The following is a 22,498-nucleotide window of genomic DNA, read 5'->3' as shown; positions in this document are numbered from 1 at the left end:
AAATTCAATTATGATTTCAGTTAACGATTTTAAGACAGGTCTTACAGTTGAAGTAGATAATGGGATCTGGCAAGTGATCGACTTCCAACACGTTAAGCCAGGTAAAGGAGCAGCATTCGTGCGCTCTAAACTTCGTAACTTACGTACTGGAGCGATCCAAGAGAAAACGTTCCGCGCAGGAGAGAAAGTCCAAAAAGCACACATTGAAAACCGTAAAATGCAATATCTTTATTCTGCTGATAACGTTCACACATTTATGGACACAGACACGTACGACCAAGTTGAACTTCAAACGAAACAAATCGAAAACGAGTTAAACTACCTGAAAGAAAACATGGAAATTCAAGTTCGTTTCTATCAAGGGGAAACAATCGGTGTTGAATTACCGAAAAACGTTGACCTTCAGGTTACAGAAACAGAACCAGGCATTAAAGGTGATACAGCAAGCGGTGGTACGAAGCCAGCAACGCTTGAAACAGGCCTAACTGTACAAGTTCCATTCTTCATTAATGAAGGTGACGTTCTTACAATCAGCACAGATGATGGTAAATACGTTTCCCGTTCAAATAACTAAGAATGACTCAAGGCTCTCCGACTCAGTCGGAGAGCTTTTTTTATTCGATTATGCTCAGGGTCTGATAACGATAGCATTCACTCCACTTCGATTTCTCCATATAACGAATCGAATATGGAAAAAAGATATGTTTTAGATGAAACGCCTAAGGCTCCATACCTTAGGCGTTTTTATATTGGAGAATTAACCACGCTTGCTAGGTATAAAAGGGAGATGTTCTATTATTTTAAAGTAGTAAAACAGAGTTGATAGAGCTCTCTCTCATTTTTCTATCTCTGGTCATAAATTAGGTGGACACGCATAAATTTACAGTAAACAAGTGCAAAGATTGTGAGGGAGATCTATGAAAGAGATTTTGCGGCTTTTCCCGACCTATATTCAATCAGAGCTACAGAAAATTAATGAGGAAGATTGGGCCCGTCTTCAGGAGATTCGATTTCGAATCACTAAGCCATTAGAACTCATCTATGATGATAAGAGTATATTGGTCCCAGCTATTATTCCAAGTGAGCAAGATGGGAACTACTTATTAAACCAACTCGGGGAATATTCGATTTATCGATTAGAGGACGAGCTTCGTGAGGGATATATTACGATCCCTGGGGGCCATCGGGTGGGTTTAGCGGGGAAAGTCAATACCGAAAAAGGGATTGTCAAGGCCATTCGACATATTGCTTCGTTTAATATTCGAATCGCTAAAGAAAAAATAGGGGTAGCTCAATCACTGGTAGAAGATCTCTATGACGGTGAGTATACGAATACTCTTTTAATCGGTCCTCCTCAAACAGGCAAAACGACGCTCCTAAGAGATATGGCTCGGATCATGAGCCAGGGAACAGGTTCCATACCTTCCAAGAAGGTTGGGATCATTGACGAGCGTTCTGAAATTGCAGGGAGTATTCACGGAGTGCCTCAACATCATCTGGGGCTACGAACAGACGTTATGGATGCCTGTCCAAAAGCAGAAGGCATGATGATGATGATCCGTTCTATGTCCCCGGAGATTCTAATTGTAGATGAAATAGGAAGTGAAGCAGATGTAAAGGCGCTTTTAGAAGCATTATATGCAGGCGTTACAGTCATCTCTACAGTCCACGGGGATCGGTTTGATTCTGTGCAAAAGAGGCCATCCCTTACTCCGTTGTTTGAGCAAGAGGTTTTTGAGAGATTTGTGATTCTTGAAAAGAAGCGGCAACCGGGATTTGTTAGGACGCTTCTCGATCAACATGGTCAGTTACTCTCATTAAAAAAGAGGGGTGTGTCATATGAAGTGGATCGGAGCACTAATCCTGCTGTGCGCTACAACGTGGGGAGGATTTGAATTTGCACGAAGGCTCACAGAAAGGCCTAAGCAAATTCGTCAACTAAAGAATGCGTTACAAGTATTAGAAGCTGAGATTCTTTATGGACACTCACCTGTTATTGAAGCGTGTGAGAAAGTGGCACGACAGATTCCTGAGCCGATGGCATGGTTTTTCTATGAGTTTAGCGAGCAACTAAAAGAAAGCAGCGCTTCTCTCTACGACGTATGGGAACAACGAATACAATCGTTCTGGCCCCTGAGTGCCCTTGGTGAGGGGGAGAAAGAAATCATGAAGCAGTTTGGTCAAACGCTAGGACAACATGATTTCACGGGCCAGCAGAAACATATCCGTCTAGCTATCTCCCACTTAGAACGAGAATTAAAAGAAGCTGAAGAACAGCAGTACAAATATAGCAAAATGGTAAAAAGCCTTGGCTTTTTGACAGGTTTATTGATTATATTGCTTTTCATGTAAAGGTGAAGGGAGTTAAAGACATGATTGGAGAGGCCTATATATTATTCCAGATTGCCGGGGTGGGAATCGTAGTGGCGATGATCCATACCGTTTTAAAACAAATGGGAAAAGAGGACATTGCCCACTGGGCAACTTTAGTTGGCTTTATCATCGTGTTATTTATCGTTATGGATGGCTTGCAAGAATTGTTCCAGCAAATTAAGTCTGTCTTTTTATTCCAAGGATAAGGCAGGTGAAGACATGGAAATTATCCAGATCGTTTCCTTTGCCCTTGTAGCAAGTGTGCTAACGATCATTGTAAAAGAACAGAAGTCATCTATTGCTTTTTTTCTCATTTTATTTACAGGGATTATTATATTTCTCATTCTAATTCGTGAAATTGCAGAGGTATTTACTTTGCTTGAATACATTGCTCAAAAGGCTAATGTGAACGGCATGTACGTAGAGACGATCTTAAAGATTATTGGAATTGCATACGTTGCGGAGTTTGGTGCTCAGATTACAAGAGATGCTGGGCTTGGATCAGTAGCTTCTAAGATTGAATTGGCTGGGAAAGTCTTTATTTTAGTGTTAGCTATACCGATTTTGACCGCTGTTATTGAGACGATTTTAGGCTTTCTTCCAGCTTAACCTTTTAAGGAGGTGGCTTGTACATCAATGAAGCTCATTCAACAAATAGTTGTTGTCGTTATACTCGCTTGTAGTGTTGTCTTGTTTCTGTCAGAGCCCGTACAAGCTCAAACCTCCCCGGCTGAGGAGACAAGCCCAACAATTGATCCCATTACTTTTACAGAGATTCAATCGTACTGGAACCAGGTGGTAGATGAATATGGAGGGTATTTGCCTGGTATTCGGAAAGGAAGCTTCGTCGAATTTATGGAAAATCGCGATTCCCTTTCCATTAAAGATTGGGTATTAGGTCTTTTAAAATATCTATTCTATGAGTTCCTGATCAATGGAAAGCTTTTGGGGACACTGATCTTCCTAACCCTCTTTTGCATGATTCTTCAGTCTTTACAAAACGCATTTGAAAACCAAACAGTTAGTAAAGTAGCCTACGCAGTCGTTTATCTTGTGCTCATAGTGCTAGCGCTGAACAGTTTTCATTTAGCGGTTTCTTATGCCAAAGATGCTGTTGAAATGATGAGTAGTTTTATGATCGCTCTCTTACCATTAATGCTTGGCTTAATGGCGACATTTGGTAACTTGTTATCCGTATCGTTTTTTCATCCTGTTATTGTTTTTCTTATTCATACGAGCGGGTTACTCGTTTCAAACGTTGTGCTACCACTATTATTTTTATCAGCTTTATTAATGATTGTAAGCACTATTAATGAGCAGTACAAGGTTACCCAGCTCGCACAACTATTACGTAATACAAGCTTAGGTTTACTTGGAGCATTTCTAACCATTTTCTTAGGTGTCATCTCCGTCCAAGGAGCGACTTCAGCTATACAAGACGGGGTTGCAATGAAAACAGCAAAATTTGTTACCGGAAATTTCGTTCCTGTTGTAGGACGTATGTTTACAGATGCAACGGATACCGTATTAAGCGCTTCACTCTTACTAAAGAATACGGTCGGGATTGTGGGTGTCCTCATTATATTAGCACTTGCGTTATTTCCAGCTGTAAAGGTTTTAGCGGTTGCGCTTATCTATAAGCTCGCTGCTGCAATACTGCAACCGATTGGTGGTGGTCCAGTTATAGCATCGATGGAAACAATTAGTAAACATATCCTCTTTGTTTTTGCAGCTCTACTAGTTGTAACGTTTATGTTCTTCCTAGCAATTGTCATTTTGGTCGCTGCCAGTAACTTAACGATGATGGTTCGATAGGAGGTGAATCGGTGGCTTTTATTACCGAATGGGTTACACAAATTATTCTCTTTTTACTGCTGGCTCTTGTAACCGACCTTTTACTCCCTGCATCTTCCTTTCGAAAATACATCAAGCTTGTTGTAGGGTTACTTCTTATCCTTGTATTTTTGCAGCCTGTTTTTAAGCTTTTCGATGTTAATATGGATCAGTTTTTCACACAAGAAATGAACCGGTGGAATGACCAAGCAGAGGTCGAATCTATGAAAAATTCAATTGAAGAGAAGAAAAAAGAAATACAAGCCTCACAACGTGCATATATTTTAGAACAGATGGCTGTCCAGCTAGAAAACGAAGTGAAGGAGGAGCTGATGAATGACCATAACGTAGAGATTCAAAACTTTTCCTTCCAATTTAAAAAAGATGCAGAAATGAATCTAGAGGGGTTGAAGTCGCTTACGGTCACTATGAAAGAGAGTGGTGATCAGGAAGCAGGTACTGATGAGGTTGAGGAAATTGTCATTGACCTTAATCAGCAGCCAAAGAATCAGGAAGATAAAAAATCACTAAATGCTGTTAAATCTTATCTATCATCGGCATGGGACATTCCTGAAGACCAGCTAATCTTACAATGGGAAGGAGGGGTTCAATGAAGAAAAATCCATTCAATAACATCTTTTCATTGCTTAAGCTTAAGACACCAGATGGAGAAAAGCCTACTAAACTAGCTTATGTTGTTCTGGTTGGTTTGCTAGGGTTACTTATTCTGTTAGTTGGAGACTTCTTCACAAGTGATGAAGCTGGTAGTGAAGGGGTCTCGCCTCCTGTCCAAACAGAGAGTGTTCAACCTAATGAACAAGAAACGTTTGGGCAAAAAAAGGACGAGGCAGACATGTTGATGTCAGAGGTGGAAACGTATTACGAGAAGGAGCTAAAGGAGCTCCTCGAGAAAATTCAAGGCGTTTCTGAAGTTGAAGTTATGGTGAACTTAGATTCTACTGAAGCAAAAGTTTATGAAAAGAATACAACCGTTAGCAAGCAACACACCACAGAAAATGATAAGAGTGGTGGAGAACGAAAGATTGAAGACTTTACTGAAGATGAACAAATTGTGGTTACAAGACAAGGCGACCAAGAAGCTCCTTTGCTAATCAGGACCGATAAACCATCAGTTAGAGGAGTCGGGGTTGTAGCAAAAGGCGCTGATCACATGAAAGTGAAAGAGTGGATTGTTGAAACAGTTTCACGAACATTAGATGTTCCTACACATCGCATTTCGGTAATGCCGAAAAAATAAGGAGGAATGAAAGAATGATGTTAAAAAAGCAAACGGTATGGTTACTAACGATGTTGAGTTTGATGATTGTATTAAGCGTGTATTACATGACTTCTCCACCAGAAGGGGAACTCGCTTACATGGGTGATGAAGAAAGTGCTGATCAACAAACAGCTGGAACACCAACTGAAGGGGATGCAACAGCTCAAGAAGGAGAGGCTGCAACAGAAGGGGAAGGAACTGCTACATCAAGTCTTTCTTCTGATCAATATTTCTCTTCCATGCAATTAGACATTATGGATAGCCGTTCAAAGAAAATCGAAGAGTTAGAGAACATCATGGCTTCTAGTGAAGTTTCCGCTGAAGAAGTTAACGATGCAAAAAACGAAATTGATAAGATTCGTGAGCTAAGCACAAAAGAATCGGTTGCTCAACAATCGATTGCAGCAAAGGCAGACTATCCAGATGTGTTTGTGAGAGCAGAAGATGAAAAAGTGTTAGTAAAGGTTAAAGCAGATGAAATGTCTAAACAAGACGTCAGTCAAATTCACCAAATTGTATATGATGAATTTGGACCAGTACCAGTTGTGGTCGAATACATCCCTAACGAGAAGTAAGTAGTCAGCTTTCGCACTCCAATGCGTGCGAAAGCTGATTTTTTTCTATCTAATTTTTTATTTAAAGGAGAGGAAAACCCCTTTCTAATAGAGAAAAGATGTAGTAAGCGCTTTCTAGTAGGTTGAAGTTTTACTACTCTTTGTCGTAAAATGTTAAGAGGTGTTATTAGTACCAGTTAATAATATGCATTTCAAATATAGAAGGGGTGCGCAAAATATGTTAAAAGTACAAGAAATTCGTGAACTCATTAAATTAATCGATGAATCATCAATCGATGAGTTTACATATGAGAGCAATGGAACAACCGTATCAATGAAGAAAAATACAGGAGAGGTAATCGAGCGCCCAGCAGCACCAGCTCAACCCGTTGTGACAGAGCAGCCAGCACAGCCTGCGCCGCAGGCACAGCAAACTCCAGCAGCTGAGGAGCCAAAACCTGAACCTCAACAAGAAACAAAAGTAGATTACGATCATGAGATTGTTTCTCCTATGGTAGGAACATTCTATGAAGCTTCTTCACCAGACGCTGAAGCTTTCGTTAAAAACGGAGACGTTGTAACGAAGGACTCTGTTGTGTGTATCGTAGAAGCGATGAAGCTCTTTAACGAGATTGAAGCTGAAGTAAATGGTAAAATAGTAGAAGTACTCGTTGAAAATGGTCAGCTTGTTGAATATGGCCAACCATTATTCCGAGTGAAATCCGAATAAGGGGATGGAACTGTGATCAAGAAAATCTTAATCGCGAACCGTGGAGAGATCGCCGTTCGGATTATACGAGCTTGTAAGGAGATGGACATTGAAACAGTGGCCGTCTATTCTGAAGCGGACAAAGAATCTCTACACGTTCAATTAGCAGATGAAGCATATTGTATTGGACCAACCTTGAGTAGTGAAAGCTACTTGAACTTCACAAATATTATGAGCGTAGCGACTTTAACAGAATCAGATGCGATTCACCCGGGTTACGGATTTTTATCTGAGAATCCTGATTTCGCTGAGATCTGCGATGAATGCAATATTACATTTATCGGACCAAGCGCTCAAGCCATTCGTAAAATGGGTACCAAGGATGTTGCCCGTGAAACGATGAAAGAAGCTGGAGTGCCAGTTGTTCCTGGCTCTGAAGGCTTAATTCGTGACGAAGAACATGGCCTTCAGGTAGCTGAGCAAATCGGTTATCCAGTTATCATTAAAGCAACAGCTGGTGGTGGCGGAAAAGGAATCCGTGTCGCACGAAATGAAGAAGAACTGAAAAAGGGAATCCGCGTTACACAAAACGAAGCGGAAAAAGCCTTCGGGAATCCTGGTGTCTATTTAGAGAAATTCATTGAAGATTTCCGTCACGTAGAAATTCAAATTATTGCCGACAACCATGGTAACGCTATTCACCTTGGTGAACGCGATTGTTCTGTGCAACGTCGCTTGCAAAAATTAATCGAAGAAACACCTTCTCCGGCACTAGGACCAGACCTTCGTGCTGAAATGGGAGACGCAGCCATTAAGGCAGCTTTAGCCGTTAATTATTCTGGAGCGGGTACAGTAGAATTCATCTTCGACCAAAAGAACAATAGCTTCTACTTTATGGAGATGAATACTCGCATACAGGTAGAACACCCTGTTACTGAAATGGTTACAGGTGTTGACTTGATTAAGGAAATGATTCGCATAGGGAACAATGAATCGCTCCAATTCTCTCAAGACCAAATTGAATTCGAGGGTCATTCCATTGAATGTCGTATTAATGCTGAGAACCCGTTCAAAAACTTCATGCCATCGCCAGGTCGAATTGAGATGTATCTTCCTCCGGGCGGTTTCGGTGTCCGTGTTGACTCCGCAGCCTATCCTGGTTGGATGATTCCTCCTTATTATGATTCAATGATTGCGAAGTTGATCACTTACGGTAACACGCGCGAAGAGGCGATGGACCGTATGAAGCGTGCTCTTGATGAGTTTGTGATTGAAGGCGTTCATACAACGATTCCATTCCATCGTCGCATGATGGAACACGAAGTCTTCCGCGGAGGAGATTTTAATACGAAATTCCTTGAAACTTATACTATAATGGAAGAGGAATAACACAAAGGAGTGACCAAAATGAGTGAAAATCATTTATTAAACGTTGGAGATGACTCCAGCTTAGGTAAAGTGGAAATTGCTCCAGAGGTTATTGAAGTCATTGCCGGTATTGCAGCATCAGAAGTAGAAGGCGTTGCATCCATGCGAGGCAACTTCGCAAGTGGTGTAGCGGAACGACTTGGCGGCAAGAAAAATCACGGAAAAGGGATTAAAGTTGAACTATCCGACGAAGGTATCGTAATTGATATTTATGTTGTGATGGACTTTGGAATCTCCATTCCGCAAACCGCCCAAAAGATTCAAGACAGCACACGTCAGGCTCTTAAAAATATGACAGCCCTTGAAATCAAAGAAATTAACGTTCACATCGTTGGCATCCAAATGGAACCAACGAAAGAAGAATTAGAGGAAGAAGAAGAAGAGATCCCAGGCGTATAAAAGGGATTCCATGAACCACAAAGGAGACAGAGTCTTCTTTGTGGTTTTTTTGTATGAGAGCAAGTTCTGGAAAGAGAGGAGCAGTTACTAATGAAGGAATAGAAGTAACTAAAGAGAGGTTGAAGTTCTTAAAAAGTCAGTGGATTTACCAAACAGGTGAGCGAAGTTACGAAAGGGTGAGGAGTAGTTATTAAAAAGGGGAGAGCAGTTACTAAAGAAGGAATAGAAGTAACTAAAGAGAGAATGAATTTCCTAAAAAGCCAGTGGATTTACCAAACAGGTGAGCGAAGTTACGAAAGGGTGAGGAGTAGTTATTAAAAAGGGGAGAGCAGTTACTAAAGAAGGAATAGAAATAACTAAAGAGAGAATGAATTTCCTAAAAAGTCAGTGGATTTACTAAACAGGTGAGTGAAGTTACGAAAGGGTGAGGAGTAGTTACTAAAAAGGGGACAGCAGTTACCAAAGAAGGAATAGAAGTAACTAAAGAGAGGTTGAAGTTCTTAAAAAGTCAATGGATTTACCAAACTGGGGAGCGAAGTTACGAAAGGGTGAGGAGTAGTTACTAAAAAGGGGACAGCAGTTACCAAAGAAGGGATAGAAGTAACTAAAGAGAGAATGAATTTCCTGAAAAGTCAGAGGATTTACCAAACTGGCTAGCGAAGTTACCAAAGGGTAAAGAGGAGTTACCAAAAAAGCCAGAGAAGTTACCAAAAAAGGCGTAGAAGTAACTAAAGTAAGAATGAAGTTCTTAAAAAACCAACCGAACTTACCAAACTGTGTAGTGGAATTCTCCACATAACATCTCATCAGATGAACAAAAAATTTTTAGAAAGAAAACACTCAATAAAAGGAAATCAGGTCATTCAGTCGAATTATGTAGACAAAGAACTTGTAATTTAATATTCATGTAAGGGAGAGTGAGAAATGATCGTTAAGCAAAGAAGCATTCCTCTTATAATTAGACAAGAGGAAGTGTTAGAAAGAAGATTGCCCAAGAGTCATCCCAAACGGCCAACCATTATAAAAAGTCTGAAAATGAGAAAGGCTGGATTTTGGGGGGAGCAGGAGTTAGATTACCCATTAAGCTTCTTACCTCAAGATCAATATCGTGTTTTCCATGATGTGAGGTTGATTGAGACGAATAAAGCCTTTCAAATCGATACTTTGATTTTGACAGACCACCAGGCGATCATATTAGAAGTGAAGAATATATCAGGTATAATCGAATTTGATTCAACTTTTGATCAGCTCATAAGAAAGTTAAAAGGGCGGGAAGAGCGTTTACCTAACCCTCTAGCTCAATTAGGAAGGCAACGAAGGCAATTAGCTAATTGGTTTTCTTCAAATAATTTTCTTATGCCTATTAAATGCTTCGTTGTCATGACCCACCCCTCTTGTGTACTAAAAGCTTCTGAAATAAACCCTCATCAACACACAATCACTCATGTAGAAAATCTCCAACAGAAGATCATTAATTTAAAAGCAGAAAATATTTCTGAAAATACGTTACCTTCGAATATCAACAAGATTATATTGAACTCTAACACCCCTTTAGGCCCTATAGATGTTTTAAAGAAGTATGGGATTCATTATGATGATTTAAATAAAGGAGTAGAATGTCCAAGGTGCTTCATGTCTCCGATGAAGTGGACGAGAAGAAGGTGGAGGTGTTCTGGATGTTACTTTTTCTCCTCAGATGCTCATTTAAGAACCATATCAGACTATTTCCTACTCGGTTATAAGACAATTAATAACGCTACATTCAGAGAACTCATCCAACATAATGACCAAGCAGTATCTAAATACTTCCTCAGCAAAATGAACCTCCAAACTTCCGGACACAAAAGATCTCTCCTTTATCACTCCCCGCACACCCTATAACACCCACGGTTACCTCTCTATAGTTTTGGGTATGCTGTTCCTATAAAATCCCCCGAACGCCGAAAAGATTATGATAGTGCTTTTAATCGCTGCCGTTCTATTATTTATAGCATTTATGATTATTACGTGTTATCATTCTTAACGGAAAGAAACATAAAGGAGAATGAATGATGAATCGTCATACAGCAAGAGAAAAGGCATTTCAGGCGCTTTTTCAAATGGACATAAATGAAATGGATGCGAACGAAGCGATTGAAAACATTTTAGAGGAAGAAGATGGACAGGTTCATGACGCCTTCCTGGATCAACTCGTTTTTGGTGTTAAAGAAAACCAAGCAGTGATCGATGAGCAGATCTCAAGTCATCTTGAAAAATGGTCGTTTAATCGTATTGCATCTGTTGAGAAAACAATTATTCGTATTGCCGTTTACGAAATGAAATATCAAGAAGATATTCCTGAAAAGGTCTCCATTAATGAAGCAATTGAGCTAGCTAAAACATTTGGCGATGACAAGTCAGGTAGTTTTGTGAACGGTGTATTAAAGAAAATGATTGACTAAATGTGAGAGGGTGGATTCCATGTCAGCAGAAATTATTTATGGACGAGAATTAGCAGAGGATATCAGAGAGCGAATGACGAAGGAGGTAGCCGATCTCCGCGAACTAGGGGTAGTTCCGGGGTTAGCGGTCGTCATTGTTGGAAACGATCCCGCATCTTTATCCTACGTAAGAGGTAAGGACAAAGCTTCAAAGAAAGTTGGCCTCGAGTCAAATCTTATTGAGCTTCCTGAAGAGGTTACGCAACAAGAATTGTTAGATTTAGTGGATCGCCTTAATCACGACTCTGAAGTTCATGGGATTCTTGTGCAGCTACCATTACCAGATCATATCAATGAAGATGAGATCATTGAAGCCATTTCTCCAAGTAAAGACGTTGATGGATTCCATCCTATAAGCATTGGTCGTATGATGGCAGGCAAAGACACTTTCTTACCTTGTACTCCACTTGGCATTTTAACGATGTTCAAAGAGAAAGAAATTAGCCTAGAAGGAAAACATGTAGTAGTACTTGGTCGCAGCCGTATTGTGGGCAAGCCTATTGGGCAGATGCTCCTTAATGAAAATGCGACGGTTACATATTGTCACTCTCGTACGAAAAACATCAAAGAATTTACTCAGAAAGCAGATATTCTTATTGTGGCTGTCGGTAAGCCCGGATTTATATCAGGAGAAGACATTAAAGATGGCGCTGTAGTAATTGATGTAGGTGTAAACCGTATCGAAGATGGAAGTCTTACTGGTGACGTTGATTTTGAATCAGCGCTTGAAAAAGCATCTTACATTACACCTGTACCACGTGGTGTAGGGCCTATGACGATTACAATGTTGCTAAAGAATACAATACAGGCGGCAAAACAGCTTAATCAGATTCCTCAAAGGAGTTCTTAACCGTGCAAGACAATTATTTGACGGTGTCCGCCTTAACTAAATACATTAAGCGTAAGTTTGAAACGGACCCCCATTTAACCGATATCTGGTTAAAGGGGGAGATTTCTAACTTTAAGCACCACAGCCGTGGACACATGTATTTAACCATTAAGGATAATAAATCTCGGGTGAATGCAGTGATGTTTGCTGGCAATAATCGGCGCTTGAAGTTTAAACCTGAAGATGGGATGAATGTCTTGATCAAAGGGGAAATCGGTGTATACGAACCCCATGGGCAGTATCAGCTATATATTCAACATATGGAGCCTGATGGTTTAGGTGCTCTTTACCTTGCATATGAAGAGTTAAAGAAAAAGTTGTCTACAGAAGGTCTTTTCGAAGATTCCAGAAAGCTACCTCTCCCGCCTTATCCTGAGTCCATAGCAGTCATTACATCCCCAACAGGTGCTGCAGTTCGTGACATTTTAACCACTATTAAAAGACGCTATCCTCTTGTGAAAGTAGCGGTATTTCCTGTGCTCGTTCAGGGGAAAAACGCTGCTAACTCTATTTCCCAGGCAATTAAAAAAGTAAATGAACTCGGTAGTTTTGACGTCATCATTGCTGGGCGAGGTGGAGGTTCAATTGAAGAATTGTGGGCTTTTAATGAAGAAATAGTAGCGAGAGCCATTGCCGATTCAACTGTACCTGTAATTTCAGCAGTCGGACATGAAACGGATTATACAATCAGTGACTTTGTAGCGGATTACAGAGCTCCTACACCCACAGGAGCTGCGGAGATAGCTGTTCCTTCTCAGACAGAAGTATTAGAGCGCATTCATTCAATGCAAAATAGACTAACAAGAGCCTTGCATGTACAACACCGTCAAGGAATTGAACGTCTAAATCGTTTACAGAAGTCTTATGCATTTCGTTATCCAGAACAACTCATGAGACAAAAGGAACAAGATTTAGATCGTCTCTCTGAGCGGTTGAAGAAGTCATCATCCTTAACACGTGAACGAAAGAAGCAAGATTTTGATGTAATGATAAACCGATTGCGGCAGCAACACCCAGAACGATCTTTAGATGGAGCTAAACAAACTTTTGTTCAACTGACAAAACGAATGAATCGAGCGATGGATCAAGAAAAACGATCCAAAGTTAATAGCTATACGCAGGTGTTAAACAAACTATCCTTGCTAAACCCACTTGAAATCATGAAAAGAGGCTATGCTATTCCTTTTGATCAAGATGGTAGTGTGGTGAAAACAATTTCAGACGTCCAACCAGGAGATCCTATACAAGTTAAAGTACAAGATGGCGTTTTAGATTGCCAAGTATGGGGTATGGAAAAGGAGGAAGAACATGAGTGAAAAAGACCAAGTGAACCAAGAAGAAATGAGTTTTGAAGAAGCTATGAAGCAGCTTGAGCAAATCGTTGAGAAGTTAGAAGAGGGAGATGTCCCTTTAGAGAAAGCCATTACTTATTATCAGGATGGTATGAAACTTTCTAAGGTTTGTAATGACAAACTTAATAATGTCGAAAAGCAGATGCAACAAATTATGAATGATCAGGGTGAATTTGAGTCTTTCTCAGTTGAGGAGGAAGAATAAGGTGAATCAAACACTAGGATCCTTCTTAGAAGAAAAACGTTCGCTGTTGAACCAGCAAATGGAACAACAGATCTACTCTATGCAAATCCCTGAGACGTTAAGAAATTCCATAATGTACTCCATTGAAGCGGGTGGGAAGAGGATCCGACCTGTTTTATTGTTAGCTGCAAATGAAGCATTTGGTGGAGACGAAAATCGAGCCATTGCTCCTGCTTGTGCGGTGGAAATGATCCATACCTATTCATTGATTCATGATGATTTACCTGCCATGGATGATGACGATGTAAGAAGAGGGAAGCCTACGAATCATGTTCAATTTGACGAAGCAACAGCTATTTTAGCTGGTGATGGTTTACTAACAGCAGCTTTTCATGTTGTGACATCTAACGACCATCTTACGGATCGTGAGAAAGTATTTCTAACCCGAGAACTCTCAAAAGCAAGTGGTGCTGAGGGGATGGTCGCAGGTCAAATGCTTGATATGGAGGCTGAGGGCCAGACTCTTACCCTTGAAGGTCTTGAAGCCATTCACAGACATAAAACTGGTGAATTAATTCGTTTTTCAGCAGTAGCTGGTGCGTTTATTGGTGGTGCTGATTCTTCTCAGTTACATCACATTGAATCCTATGCGAAATATATCGGGTTACTTTTCCAAGTTCAAGACGATATTTTAGATGTGGTTGGAGAAGAAGGTGAAATTGGGAAGCCTGTCGGTAGTGATGTGACAAACAATAAAAGTACATATCCCCAGTTGTTAGGCTTAGAAGGTGCCATTGAGCATAAGAACCAATATGCTGAAAAAGCAAGAATGGCCTTGAAAGAGGCAGGCGTCGAAAGCACACTGTTGGAAGATCTAATTGACTTTATCAGTGATAGAAAGAATTAATTGTCAGCGCATGTGGATTGAGGGATTTTAATGATTGTGATATATTAGTATTACAAACAGGATGGTGCAGTATTCTAGTCGGCCCTCCGTTCCTGAAGGCGGGCCTAAAAATCCGCCAAAGGGCACATCGATGAAGTTCCTTGTGTTGGCTTGAGGCGCCCAGCCTTGGGTCGATGCTGGGAGTTAAGGTTGCGGGGCGATCCACAATGGCATGTGGGCGTTGACCCTGCTTCCGCGGAGGCCCATATTTGTAGGAGGCTGTTCTCAAACGTCTGCTATGAAATGGGGTATGAACCTGTGAGATTGTTTTGGGAAGAACGGTCCACAGCGTAGCCTGCCTTGAGTGGCTCTGAGGGGATTATGGCTTTTGAGTGAGAGATAGATGGCCACTATTCGATCGCTTACCCGACCATATGAAATCAGCGCTGCAAAAGAGGCTAAGGAGCGGCTAAAGGCTGCCGAGGAAATCTCCTAGACTGTTCCATGACACCTAAAAGGGATTATAGTGCGGACTAAGTGGCAATCCAGTCTAGTAATCGGTGACGGTGCTAAGGTGAGTTTAAAGGGGAACCGCCGATGTGGCAACACATGGTACTCGCTTGGGAAAACCTACTGGACCTAAGCCGCAGTTTTTATCTTTTAGGTGACCATCCTGATTTTCATACATATTTAATGAATGAATTTAAAATATAGAGGTTAATCCATGAAGACACAACTAAAAAATTCTTTAAAATTTAGCTTGGGGATCGCCGTTATCACTTTTGTGTTAGCGGCTATTTTTACAGTTATCTCTAATTATATATTAGATGACGTTTACTATCTGTTAGGGATCATTATCGTTTTCGTTATTGTATCAATCGGAGTATTCTTTGATATGCTAGGCATAGCGGCAACAGCTGCAGACGAAGTCCCTTTTCATGCAATGGCAGCTGAAAAAGTAAACGGTTCCAAAGAGGCGATTATTATTGTTCGAAACGCTGATCGTTTTGCCAGCTTTTGTAATGATGTAATCGGAGATATTGCTGGCGTTATAAGTGGTACAGCTGCAACAATGGTTGTTTTGCGTCTAACGTTTATTCTTGGGCATTCCGAAGACTCAACTACCAATTTGGTTATCTCGGTGATTTTCACAAGCATTGTGGCGGCAGTGACAGTTGGAGGCAAGGCGCTTGGTAAATACTTTGCAATCCATGCTTCAACCGATATAATTTTCTTTGCGGCGCGGGTCATTTCACTTGTGGAAAGAAAATTAAACATTACCATTTTACCAAGAGGTAAAAAATCCTCTAGAAAATCATGATGAAGGCGAGTGATCCCGAATGGATCTTAATACTATCAAGGACCCATCCTTCTTAAAAGAATATTCTAATGAAGACTTGGAAAAATTAGCGGCCTCAGTCCGCAATTTTCTTATTGAAAAACTATCTGTTACCGGTGGCCATTTAGGGGCGAATTTAGGTGTTGTAGAGCTGACCCTTGCCCTACATAAACTGTATGACAGTCCTAAAGATAAAATCCTATTTGACGTTGGTCATCAGTCCTATATTCATAAAATTCTCACAGGTCGCACAGACCAATTTGATACATTACGTCAATATCAAGGGTTATGCGGTTTTCCAAAACGATGTGAAAGTGAGCATGATGTTTGGGAAACAGGGCATAGCTCTACTTCTCTTTCAGCGGCAATGGGGATGGCTATTGCTCGTGATTTAAAAGGTGAAGACCACTCTATTCTCCCGATTATCGGAGACGGTGCACTCACTGGTGGTATGGCTCTTGAAGCTTTAAACCACATCGGTGATGAGAAGAAAAATGTTACAGTCATTCTAAATGATAATGAAATGTCTATTGCTCAAAATGTAGGTGCGCTTCACAATGTGCTTGGCCGTATGAGAAGTGCGAGTAAATATCACTGGGTGAAAGATGAATTGGAATGGGTATTGAAACGAATTCCAGCAGTGGGCGGTAGGCTTGCTAACGCAGCGGAGCGCTTAAAAGATAGTATGAAATACTTTATGCTACCTGGAATGTTCTTTGAAGAACTTGGATTTACTTATTATGGACCAGTTGATGGTCATAACTTCGAGGATCTGATGGAGAATTTACAGTATGCTAAGAAGACAGAGGGGCCTGTAATTGTCCATGTGATGACCCAGAAAGGTAAAGGGTATCATCCTGCTGAGAATGACCAGAAGGACAAGTGGCATGGTGTTGGGCCATATAAAATCGAATCAGGTGAAAAGATTAAGCCCACAGATGCTCCTCCAGCATGGAGTGAAGTCATTAGTGAGACTCTTCGCAAGAAAGCTCGTACAGATAACCGTATTGCAGCGATCACCCCAGCGATGATTCTTGGTTCTAAATTAGAGAAATTTGGGGAAGAGTTTCCTGATCGTTTATTTGATGTTGGAATTGCAGAACAACACGCTACCACCGTTTCAGCTGGATTAGCTACACAAGGGATGAAGCCATTCCTTGCCATATACTCTACGTTTATGCAGCGTGGTTATGATCAATTAGTACATGATGTTTGTCGTCAGAACTTAAATGTAACGTTTGGCATAGACCGTGCAGGGTTAGTTGGGGCAGATGGTGAGACACACCAGGGCGTGTTTGACATTGCCTTTTTACGTCACCTTCCAAATATGACGATTATGATGCCAAAAGATGAAAATGAAGGGCAACATATGGTTAACACAGCTTTTGAATATGATGATGGACCTATCGCTCTCCGTTACCCTAGAGGAAATGGACTTGGAGTGGAAATGGACGAGCAGCTCAAGACAATCCCTATTGGATCATGGGAAGTTTTGCAAGAAGGTACGGATGCAGCCATTCTTACATTTGGAACAACCATTCCGATGGCTTTAAAAGCAAGTGAAGAACTAAAGAAACAAGGTGTTTCTGTTAAGGTTGTAAACGCTCGTTTTATTAAACCAATGGATGAAGCTATGCTGCATGATTTGATGAAACAATCGATGCCACTTCTAACTATTGAAGAAGCTGTTTTAAAAGGTGGCTTTGGCAGTGGTGTTTTAGAGTTTGCAGAGGAAGAACAATATTATAATCAGGTGATTCACCGTATGGGTGTACCGGATCGTTTCATTGAACACGGTAGTGTGAAAGAACTCTACAAAGAAATCGGACTTACATCTGAAAATATTGTATCCACTATTAAAAAAATACTACCAGAACAAAAGCAAAGGGCTTGAAGCAATGAGCAAAAAAGTTAGACTTGATACACTTCTTGTGGAACGAGGTTTAGTTGAAACAAGAGAGAAAGCAAAACGAACAATTATGGCAGGTTTAGTGTTTTCTGAAACGATAAAGTTGGATAAACCCGGAGTGAAAGTGGATGAGTCCATATCGATTCAGGTAAAAGGGAAAGCCATTCCTTATGTTAGTAGGGGAGGGCTTAAGCTAGAAAAGGCTTTGCGAAGTTTTAACCTTACTGTAAAAAATAAAATCCTTATTGATATTGGTTCCTCTACAGGCGGCTTTACGGATTGTGCTTTACAGAATGGAGCTACACAAAGTTATGCTATTGATGTAGGGTATAATCAGTTAGCCTGGTCTTTACGCAACGATGAGCGGGTTACGGTAATGGAACGCACAAACTTTCGCTACGTTACACAGGAGGATTTAACAAAGGGGATTCCAAACTTTGCCTCAATTGATGTATCTTTTATCTCACTTAAATTAATTTTACCTGTTCTTGGGACTTTAATTGAGAGTGATGGAGATGTAGTAGCTCTCATTAAACCTCAGTTCGAGGCAGGTAGGGAGCAAGTTGGTAAAAAGGGCATCGTACGTGATCCGAAGGTTCATAAAATGGTACTCTCAGACATGTTACAGTTTTCAGCTGAAACAGGTTACATTGTAGAAGAAGTTACCTATTCTCCGATTACAGGAGGGGATGGTAATATTGAGTTTTTAGCTCATTTACGATGGAAGGGTAATAATGAGGGTATGATTCAACCAAATGTTGATGTAGAACAGATTGTACGTGAAGCCCACGATGCCCATTAATTTGTGAATAGATTAAACGAATGGGGCTACGTTTTGTGGTCCCATTTTTTAAAGGTTTTAACGGTGCGTTAATGACGCTTATGAACTCAAGATTGATCCTTCCTGAAACAGGGAAAGAAGAGAGGGAGATAGAATGAATAAGGGGCAACGACATATTAAGATCAGGGAACTAATCGCTGAGAATGATATTGAAACACAAGATGATCTCGTTGATCGTTTGAAGAGCCTAGGGTATAACGTGACTCAGGCAACCGTATCAAGAGATATCAAAGAATTGCATTTAGTAAAAGTGCCTATGGTTGATGGACGTTATAAGTATAGCTTGCCTGCTGATCAGCGCTTTAATCCGTTGGAGAAATTAAAGAGGTTAATGATTGATGCATTTGTGCGTATTGATACGGCAGGTCACTTTATAGTGATGAAGACCCTGCCAGGTAATGCGAATGCGGTAGGAGCACTCGTGGACAACTTGGATTGGGACGAGATTTTAGGAACGATCTGTGGAGATGATACATGTTTAATTATTTGCCGCTCGGAAGAAGACTCTAAACAAATTCGAGATCGTTTTCTTGATATGCTTTAATCATTTTGGAAAAGTTGAGGTGCTAGCTTGTGTTAGCTGAATTATCCATTAAAGATTTTGCTATAATTGATGAAGTTTCCGTTCAATTTAAAGAGGGTTTAACTGTTTTGACCGGAGAGACGGGAGCAGGGAAGTCCATCATTATTGATGCTATCCAGTTGCTCACTGGTGGACGTGGATCAGCAGAATTTGTTCGTTATGGAACGAAGAAGGCGGAGATTGAAGGTCTGTTTTATGTTGACCATGATCGCCACCAAGCTTACCATAAGGCAGAAATATTTGGTGTAGATATAGCAGACGATGGAATGCTTGTATTAAATCGGACCATCAGTGCCAACGGGAAGAGCATCTGTCGTGTGAACGGGAAGCTTGTAACGCTGGCTATTTTGCGTGAATTTGGCCAAACCCTAATTGATATACATACACAGCACGAGACCCAATCCCTCATGGATGTGGATCGACATATAGAATTACTGGATTTATTTGATCGTAACCAAATAGGTCAAGCAAAATCCGACTACTTAGACTTATACAAAGAATTTGACGCTTTAAAAAAACGGTATAAGGAATTAAGTGAAAACGAACAAGAAATGGCGCAACGTCTTGATCTCCTAGAGTTTCAATACAATGAATTGGATCAGGCTAATTTAAAACCAGGAGAAGACGATGAACTTGAGGAACAGCGTAATAAATTAATGAACCATGAGAAGATATATAAGGGACTTCATGATGGATACAATGCTTTATATGGCGAACAAAAAGCAATGGATTGGTTGTCTCTTGCTTTATCCTCTCTTGAGAATGCCCGAGATTATGATGATGAAATTGCGAAAAAGGCTGAAGAATTAGCGAATCACTATTACATGGTGGAAGAGTTAGCGCATGGAGTGCGCAATCAGCTTGATGGTTTAGAATTTAGTGAAGAAGAGCTTGATTCAATTGAATCAAGATTAAACGAAATTAACCGCCTTAAGAAAAAGTATGGACAAAGTGTAAATGACATTTTAGAATACGCTGCTTCAGTAGAAGAGGAAATAGATCAAATTAAAAATAAAGATACCCACGTTTCAAAATTGGAACAATCTATCCATGAAAAGGCTGAAGACGTTGCTTTAGAAGCAAAACAACTGCATGAAGTACGTAAAGAAGCTTCCATCCAGTTAACGAATGCAATTCACGAAGAGTTGAAAGATCTATACCTAGAAAAAGCGGCTTTTGGAGTGGATTTTTCGAGCTCTGAAGGATCAGCTCAGGACCCAGTTATAGATGGGAAATCAGTTAAAATTGGACCAAATGGATATGATCTTATCAAGTTTATGATCACGACTAACCCAGGCGAGCCATTGAAAGATATTCATAAGGTAGCTAGTGGCGGGGAGTTATCTCGAATTATGCTTGCTTTAAAGCGAATATTCTCAAAGCACCAGGGCGTTACGAGTGTGATTTTTGATGAGGTTGATACTGGAGTGAGCGGTCGAGTCGCGCAGTCGATAGCTGAAAAGATACATGGCATTTCAGCTGCATCACAAGTGTTATGTATTTCTCATTTGCCTCAAGTCGCAGCAATGGCTGATACGCATCTGTATATACGCAAAGAGGTTGAAAATGACAGGACAACCACTGTAGTGGAAGAATTAGATACGCCAAATAAAGTAGAAGAACTAAGCCGCATGATTAGTGGAGCAGAAATGACGGAAACTACAAAAGATCATGCTACCGAGTTGCTCGATCTTGCTGACAAATTTAAAAAGCAACATGCATAAAACTGTCGATTCGGCAGTTTTCTTTTTTGCATTTTTCGTGAATAATAAACAAAAGCTTTATACGTATAACTTAAGTCGATTTGTCGAATTCTATACCTATAACTGTAATGAAATGCAGGAAACAATGCCTTGTTTTTCTCATGTTTGCAGGGTTTAAAACGGAGGCTTGAAGGCCACATTATAAGTACAGAAATAAAATGATAAGCAATGGGTTGGGAGCAAGGAGAGTGAACTATTTGAAAGTAACTGAAATTTTTCGCAAGACACTTGGTATCCTGCTCCTTGTCGCTATTGTTAGCGTACCGTTTTTCAAACCTGTTCAAACGTATTTTTCGATCCCCGATCAGGTGACTATCTTTAAGGATCAACATCCAGGAACTATTCCAACACTTGCATCAGCCGAAACAAAAATAAAAGCAGGCGATACGATCGTCAGTCAAGATGGTAACGCGCTAATTGGAAATGAAGTTGGTGAGAGTTCTGTCCTTTATGAAGTGTCGGGACTACCAATTAAGAAAGTAAATGTGAATGTTCTGGATGATTTTAAAGTGATCCCAGGTGGTCAGTCAATTGGTGTGAAATTGCATACACTTGGAGTTTTAATTGTAGGTCATCATTTAGTGGAGACTTCATCAGGTAAAGTTTCTCCCGGGGAAGATGCCAATATAAAAGTAGGAGATATCTTACTTAAAATAAATGGTAATGACATTAAGCAGATGAGCGATGTTGCTCCATTTGTTAAAAAAGCCGGAGAAGACAAAGAAGCGTTAAAACTAACGATGAAACGAAACGATGAGACATTCGAAACCAATTTGACACCTAAATATGATCATAAAGATTCTAAATACCGTATAGGTTTGTATATAAGGGATTCAGCTGCAGGAATAGGGACGATGACGTTTTACCATCCAGATTCGAAAAAGTATGGCGCTTTAGGTCATGTGATTTCAGATATGGATACAAGAAAGCCAATCGAAATTCATGAAGGAACTATTGTACGTTCCAATGTTACCTCTATAGATAAAGGAAGTAATGGGGTACCAGGAGAAAAGCATGCACGATTTTCTGCTAAAGAAAACCGAATTGGGTCAATTACGAGAAATAGTCCCTTTGGGATATTTGGTGAATTAGACAAGCAAGTCGACAATGGTTTGCGTGACAAGCCGATGCCAATAGCTTTATCACATCAGGTAAAAGAAGGTCCAGCTAAGATCTTAACGGTTTTAGAAGGAGAAAAAGTAGAAGAATTTGATGTAGAAATTGTAAGTACTGTACCTCAAAAGTTTCCTGCAACGAAAGGAATGATTGTTAAAATTACGGATCCTAAGTTGCTTAAGGTTACAGGAGGCATTGTACAAGGGATGAGTGGCAGCCCTATCATTCAAGATGGAAAAGTGGTTGGAGCTGTAACCCATGTATTTGTGAACGATCCGACATCAGGTTACGGGGTGCATATCGAATGGATGCTCCACGAAGCCGGAATTGATATTTATAAATCGAAACCAAAAGAAAAAGCGAGTTAAAGACAGGGAACGACTATATCCTGTCTTTTTTTTGTGAAATAAAAAGAGTTTTTTATACGACAATTTTATAAGGAGTAGCTTTTTACTATGTGCTAAATAGAATTTTGTATACTTATTTCATATATCAGTAAGCATTGCCATTTTAAGGGATGGTGTTATAATAAATATAAAGATAATTCGACAAATGAAAACCATCTCTGCTAATAATGTGGG

At 40.3% G+C, this 22,498-nt stretch carries 24 protein-coding genes; all 24 read left to right on the top strand.

Features of this window, described 5'->3' with window-relative positions; all coding sequences use genetic code 11:
• The first annotated feature begins 10 nt into the window (after positions 1-10).
• The 24 genes from efp to spoIVB all read left to right on the top strand — a co-directional run bounded on the left by efp (position 11) and on the right by spoIVB (position 22,285).
• Complete coding sequence (gene efp / locus IEW76_RS15385; protein WP_188655310.1) at positions 11-574, top strand: elongation factor P; 564 nt, start codon at positions 11-13, stop codon at positions 572-574.
• Between the two features lie 343 nt (positions 575-917).
• On the top strand, positions 918-1,895 hold the full coding sequence (spoIIIAA, locus tag IEW76_RS15380) for a stage III sporulation protein AA (RefSeq protein WP_188655309.1): 978 nt from the start codon (positions 918-920) through the stop codon (positions 1,893-1,895).
• Positions 1,840-2,352 (top strand): stage III sporulation protein SpoIIIAB, encoded by a 513-nt coding sequence (gene spoIIIAB, locus IEW76_RS15375; RefSeq protein WP_036782071.1) that lies wholly within the window; start codon positions 1,840-1,842, stop codon positions 2,350-2,352. Before spoIIIAA ends, spoIIIAB begins: the two co-directional genes overlap by 56 nt.
• 20 nt (positions 2,353-2,372) lie before the next feature.
• Entirely contained in the window at positions 2,373-2,579 is a 207-nt protein-coding gene (gene spoIIIAC / locus IEW76_RS15370; RefSeq protein WP_036782069.1) for a stage III sporulation protein AC, read from the top strand.
• A gap of 13 nt (positions 2,580-2,592) precedes the next feature.
• A complete protein-coding gene (spoIIIAD, locus tag IEW76_RS15365) occupies positions 2,593-2,982 on the top strand; it encodes a stage III sporulation protein AD (protein WP_036782067.1) in 390 nt (129 codons plus the stop codon).
• A gap of 36 nt (positions 2,983-3,018) precedes the next feature.
• On the top strand, positions 3,019-4,188 hold the full coding sequence (gene spoIIIAE / locus IEW76_RS15360; RefSeq protein WP_425571827.1) for a stage III sporulation protein AE: 1,170 nt from the start codon (positions 3,019-3,021) through the stop codon (positions 4,186-4,188).
• Between the two features lie 11 nt (positions 4,189-4,199).
• Positions 4,200-4,820, top strand: coding sequence for a stage III sporulation protein AF (gene spoIIIAF, locus IEW76_RS15355; RefSeq protein WP_188655307.1), 621 nt, complete (start codon positions 4,200-4,202; stop codon positions 4,818-4,820).
• Positions 4,817-5,464: a stage III sporulation protein AG gene (spoIIIAG, locus tag IEW76_RS15350; RefSeq protein ID WP_188655306.1), complete on the top strand. Its 648-nt coding sequence runs from the start codon at positions 4,817-4,819 to the stop codon at positions 5,462-5,464. Before spoIIIAF ends, spoIIIAG begins: the two co-directional genes overlap by 4 nt.
• 14 nt (positions 5,465-5,478) lie before the next feature.
• Complete coding sequence (locus tag IEW76_RS15345) at positions 5,479-6,060, top strand: SpoIIIAH-like family protein (protein WP_229721262.1); 582 nt, start codon at positions 5,479-5,481, stop codon at positions 6,058-6,060.
• 217 nt (positions 6,061-6,277) lie between these two features.
• On the top strand, positions 6,278-6,769 hold the full coding sequence (gene accB / locus IEW76_RS15340) for an acetyl-CoA carboxylase biotin carboxyl carrier protein (RefSeq protein WP_188655305.1): 492 nt from the start codon (positions 6,278-6,280) through the stop codon (positions 6,767-6,769).
• A gap of 12 nt (positions 6,770-6,781) precedes the next feature.
• Positions 6,782-8,137: an acetyl-CoA carboxylase biotin carboxylase subunit gene (accC, locus tag IEW76_RS15335; RefSeq protein WP_188655304.1), complete on the top strand. Its 1,356-nt coding sequence runs from the start codon at positions 6,782-6,784 to the stop codon at positions 8,135-8,137.
• A gap of 18 nt (positions 8,138-8,155) precedes the next feature.
• A complete protein-coding gene (locus IEW76_RS15330; RefSeq protein ID WP_188655303.1) occupies positions 8,156-8,575 on the top strand; it encodes an Asp23/Gls24 family envelope stress response protein in 420 nt (139 codons plus the stop codon).
• Between the two features lie 924 nt (positions 8,576-9,499).
• Entirely contained in the window at positions 9,500-10,456 is a 957-nt protein-coding gene (locus IEW76_RS15325) for a nuclease-related domain-containing protein (protein ID WP_188655302.1), read from the top strand.
• Between the two features lie 170 nt (positions 10,457-10,626).
• Positions 10,627-11,016: a transcription antitermination factor NusB gene (nusB, locus tag IEW76_RS15320; RefSeq protein WP_188655326.1), complete on the top strand. Its 390-nt coding sequence runs from the start codon at positions 10,627-10,629 to the stop codon at positions 11,014-11,016.
• A 19-nt stretch (positions 11,017-11,035) separates the two neighbouring features.
• Positions 11,036-11,905 (top strand): bifunctional methylenetetrahydrofolate dehydrogenase/methenyltetrahydrofolate cyclohydrolase FolD, encoded by an 870-nt coding sequence (folD, locus tag IEW76_RS15315; RefSeq protein ID WP_188655301.1) that lies wholly within the window; start codon positions 11,036-11,038, stop codon positions 11,903-11,905.
• Between the two features lie 2 nt (positions 11,906-11,907).
• Positions 11,908-13,260 carry an exodeoxyribonuclease VII large subunit gene (xseA, locus tag IEW76_RS15310; RefSeq protein ID WP_188655300.1) on the top strand — a complete coding sequence of 451 codons (1,353 nt, stop codon included), beginning with the start codon at positions 11,908-11,910 and terminating at the stop codon, positions 13,258-13,260.
• On the top strand, positions 13,253-13,501 hold the full coding sequence (locus IEW76_RS15305) for an exodeoxyribonuclease VII small subunit (RefSeq protein WP_188655299.1): 249 nt from the start codon (positions 13,253-13,255) through the stop codon (positions 13,499-13,501). Before xseA ends, IEW76_RS15305 begins: the two co-directional genes overlap by 8 nt.
• A 1-nt stretch (position 13,502) precedes the next feature.
• Entirely contained in the window at positions 13,503-14,387 is an 885-nt protein-coding gene (locus tag IEW76_RS15300) for a polyprenyl synthetase family protein (protein ID WP_229721261.1), read from the top strand.
• Between the two features lie 703 nt (positions 14,388-15,090).
• A complete protein-coding gene (locus IEW76_RS15295) occupies positions 15,091-15,687 on the top strand; it encodes a hypothetical protein (RefSeq protein ID WP_036782046.1) in 597 nt (198 codons plus the stop codon).
• 19 nt (positions 15,688-15,706) lie between these two features.
• The gene (gene dxs / locus IEW76_RS15290) at positions 15,707-17,599 is read left to right on the top strand and encodes a 1-deoxy-D-xylulose-5-phosphate synthase (RefSeq protein WP_188655297.1); all 1,893 of its coding nucleotides are present in this window, start codon (positions 15,707-15,709) and stop codon (positions 17,597-17,599) included.
• Positions 17,600-17,603: 4 nt separating this feature from the next.
• Positions 17,604-18,416 carry a TlyA family RNA methyltransferase gene (locus IEW76_RS15285; protein ID WP_188655296.1) on the top strand — a complete coding sequence of 271 codons (813 nt, stop codon included), beginning with the start codon at positions 17,604-17,606 and terminating at the stop codon, positions 18,414-18,416.
• Positions 18,417-18,549: 133 nt separating this feature from the next.
• Complete coding sequence (ahrC, locus tag IEW76_RS15280; protein ID WP_188655295.1) at positions 18,550-18,999, top strand: transcriptional regulator AhrC/ArgR; 450 nt, start codon at positions 18,550-18,552, stop codon at positions 18,997-18,999.
• A 29-nt stretch (positions 19,000-19,028) separates the two neighbouring features.
• Positions 19,029-20,762 carry a DNA repair protein RecN gene (recN, locus tag IEW76_RS15275; RefSeq protein WP_188655294.1) on the top strand — a complete coding sequence of 578 codons (1,734 nt, stop codon included), beginning with the start codon at positions 19,029-19,031 and terminating at the stop codon, positions 20,760-20,762.
• 197 nt (positions 20,763-20,959) lie between these two features.
• Positions 20,960-22,285 (top strand): SpoIVB peptidase, encoded by a 1,326-nt coding sequence (gene spoIVB, locus IEW76_RS15270; protein WP_188655293.1) that lies wholly within the window; start codon positions 20,960-20,962, stop codon positions 22,283-22,285.
• Positions 22,286-22,498: the final 213 nt, after the last annotated feature.

This window comes from Pontibacillus salipaludis (assembly GCF_014642405.1).
GTDB lineage: Bacteria > Bacillota > Bacilli > Bacillales > BH030062 > Pontibacillus > Pontibacillus salipaludis.
This window is presented reverse-complemented; position numbering and strand designations above follow the sequence as displayed.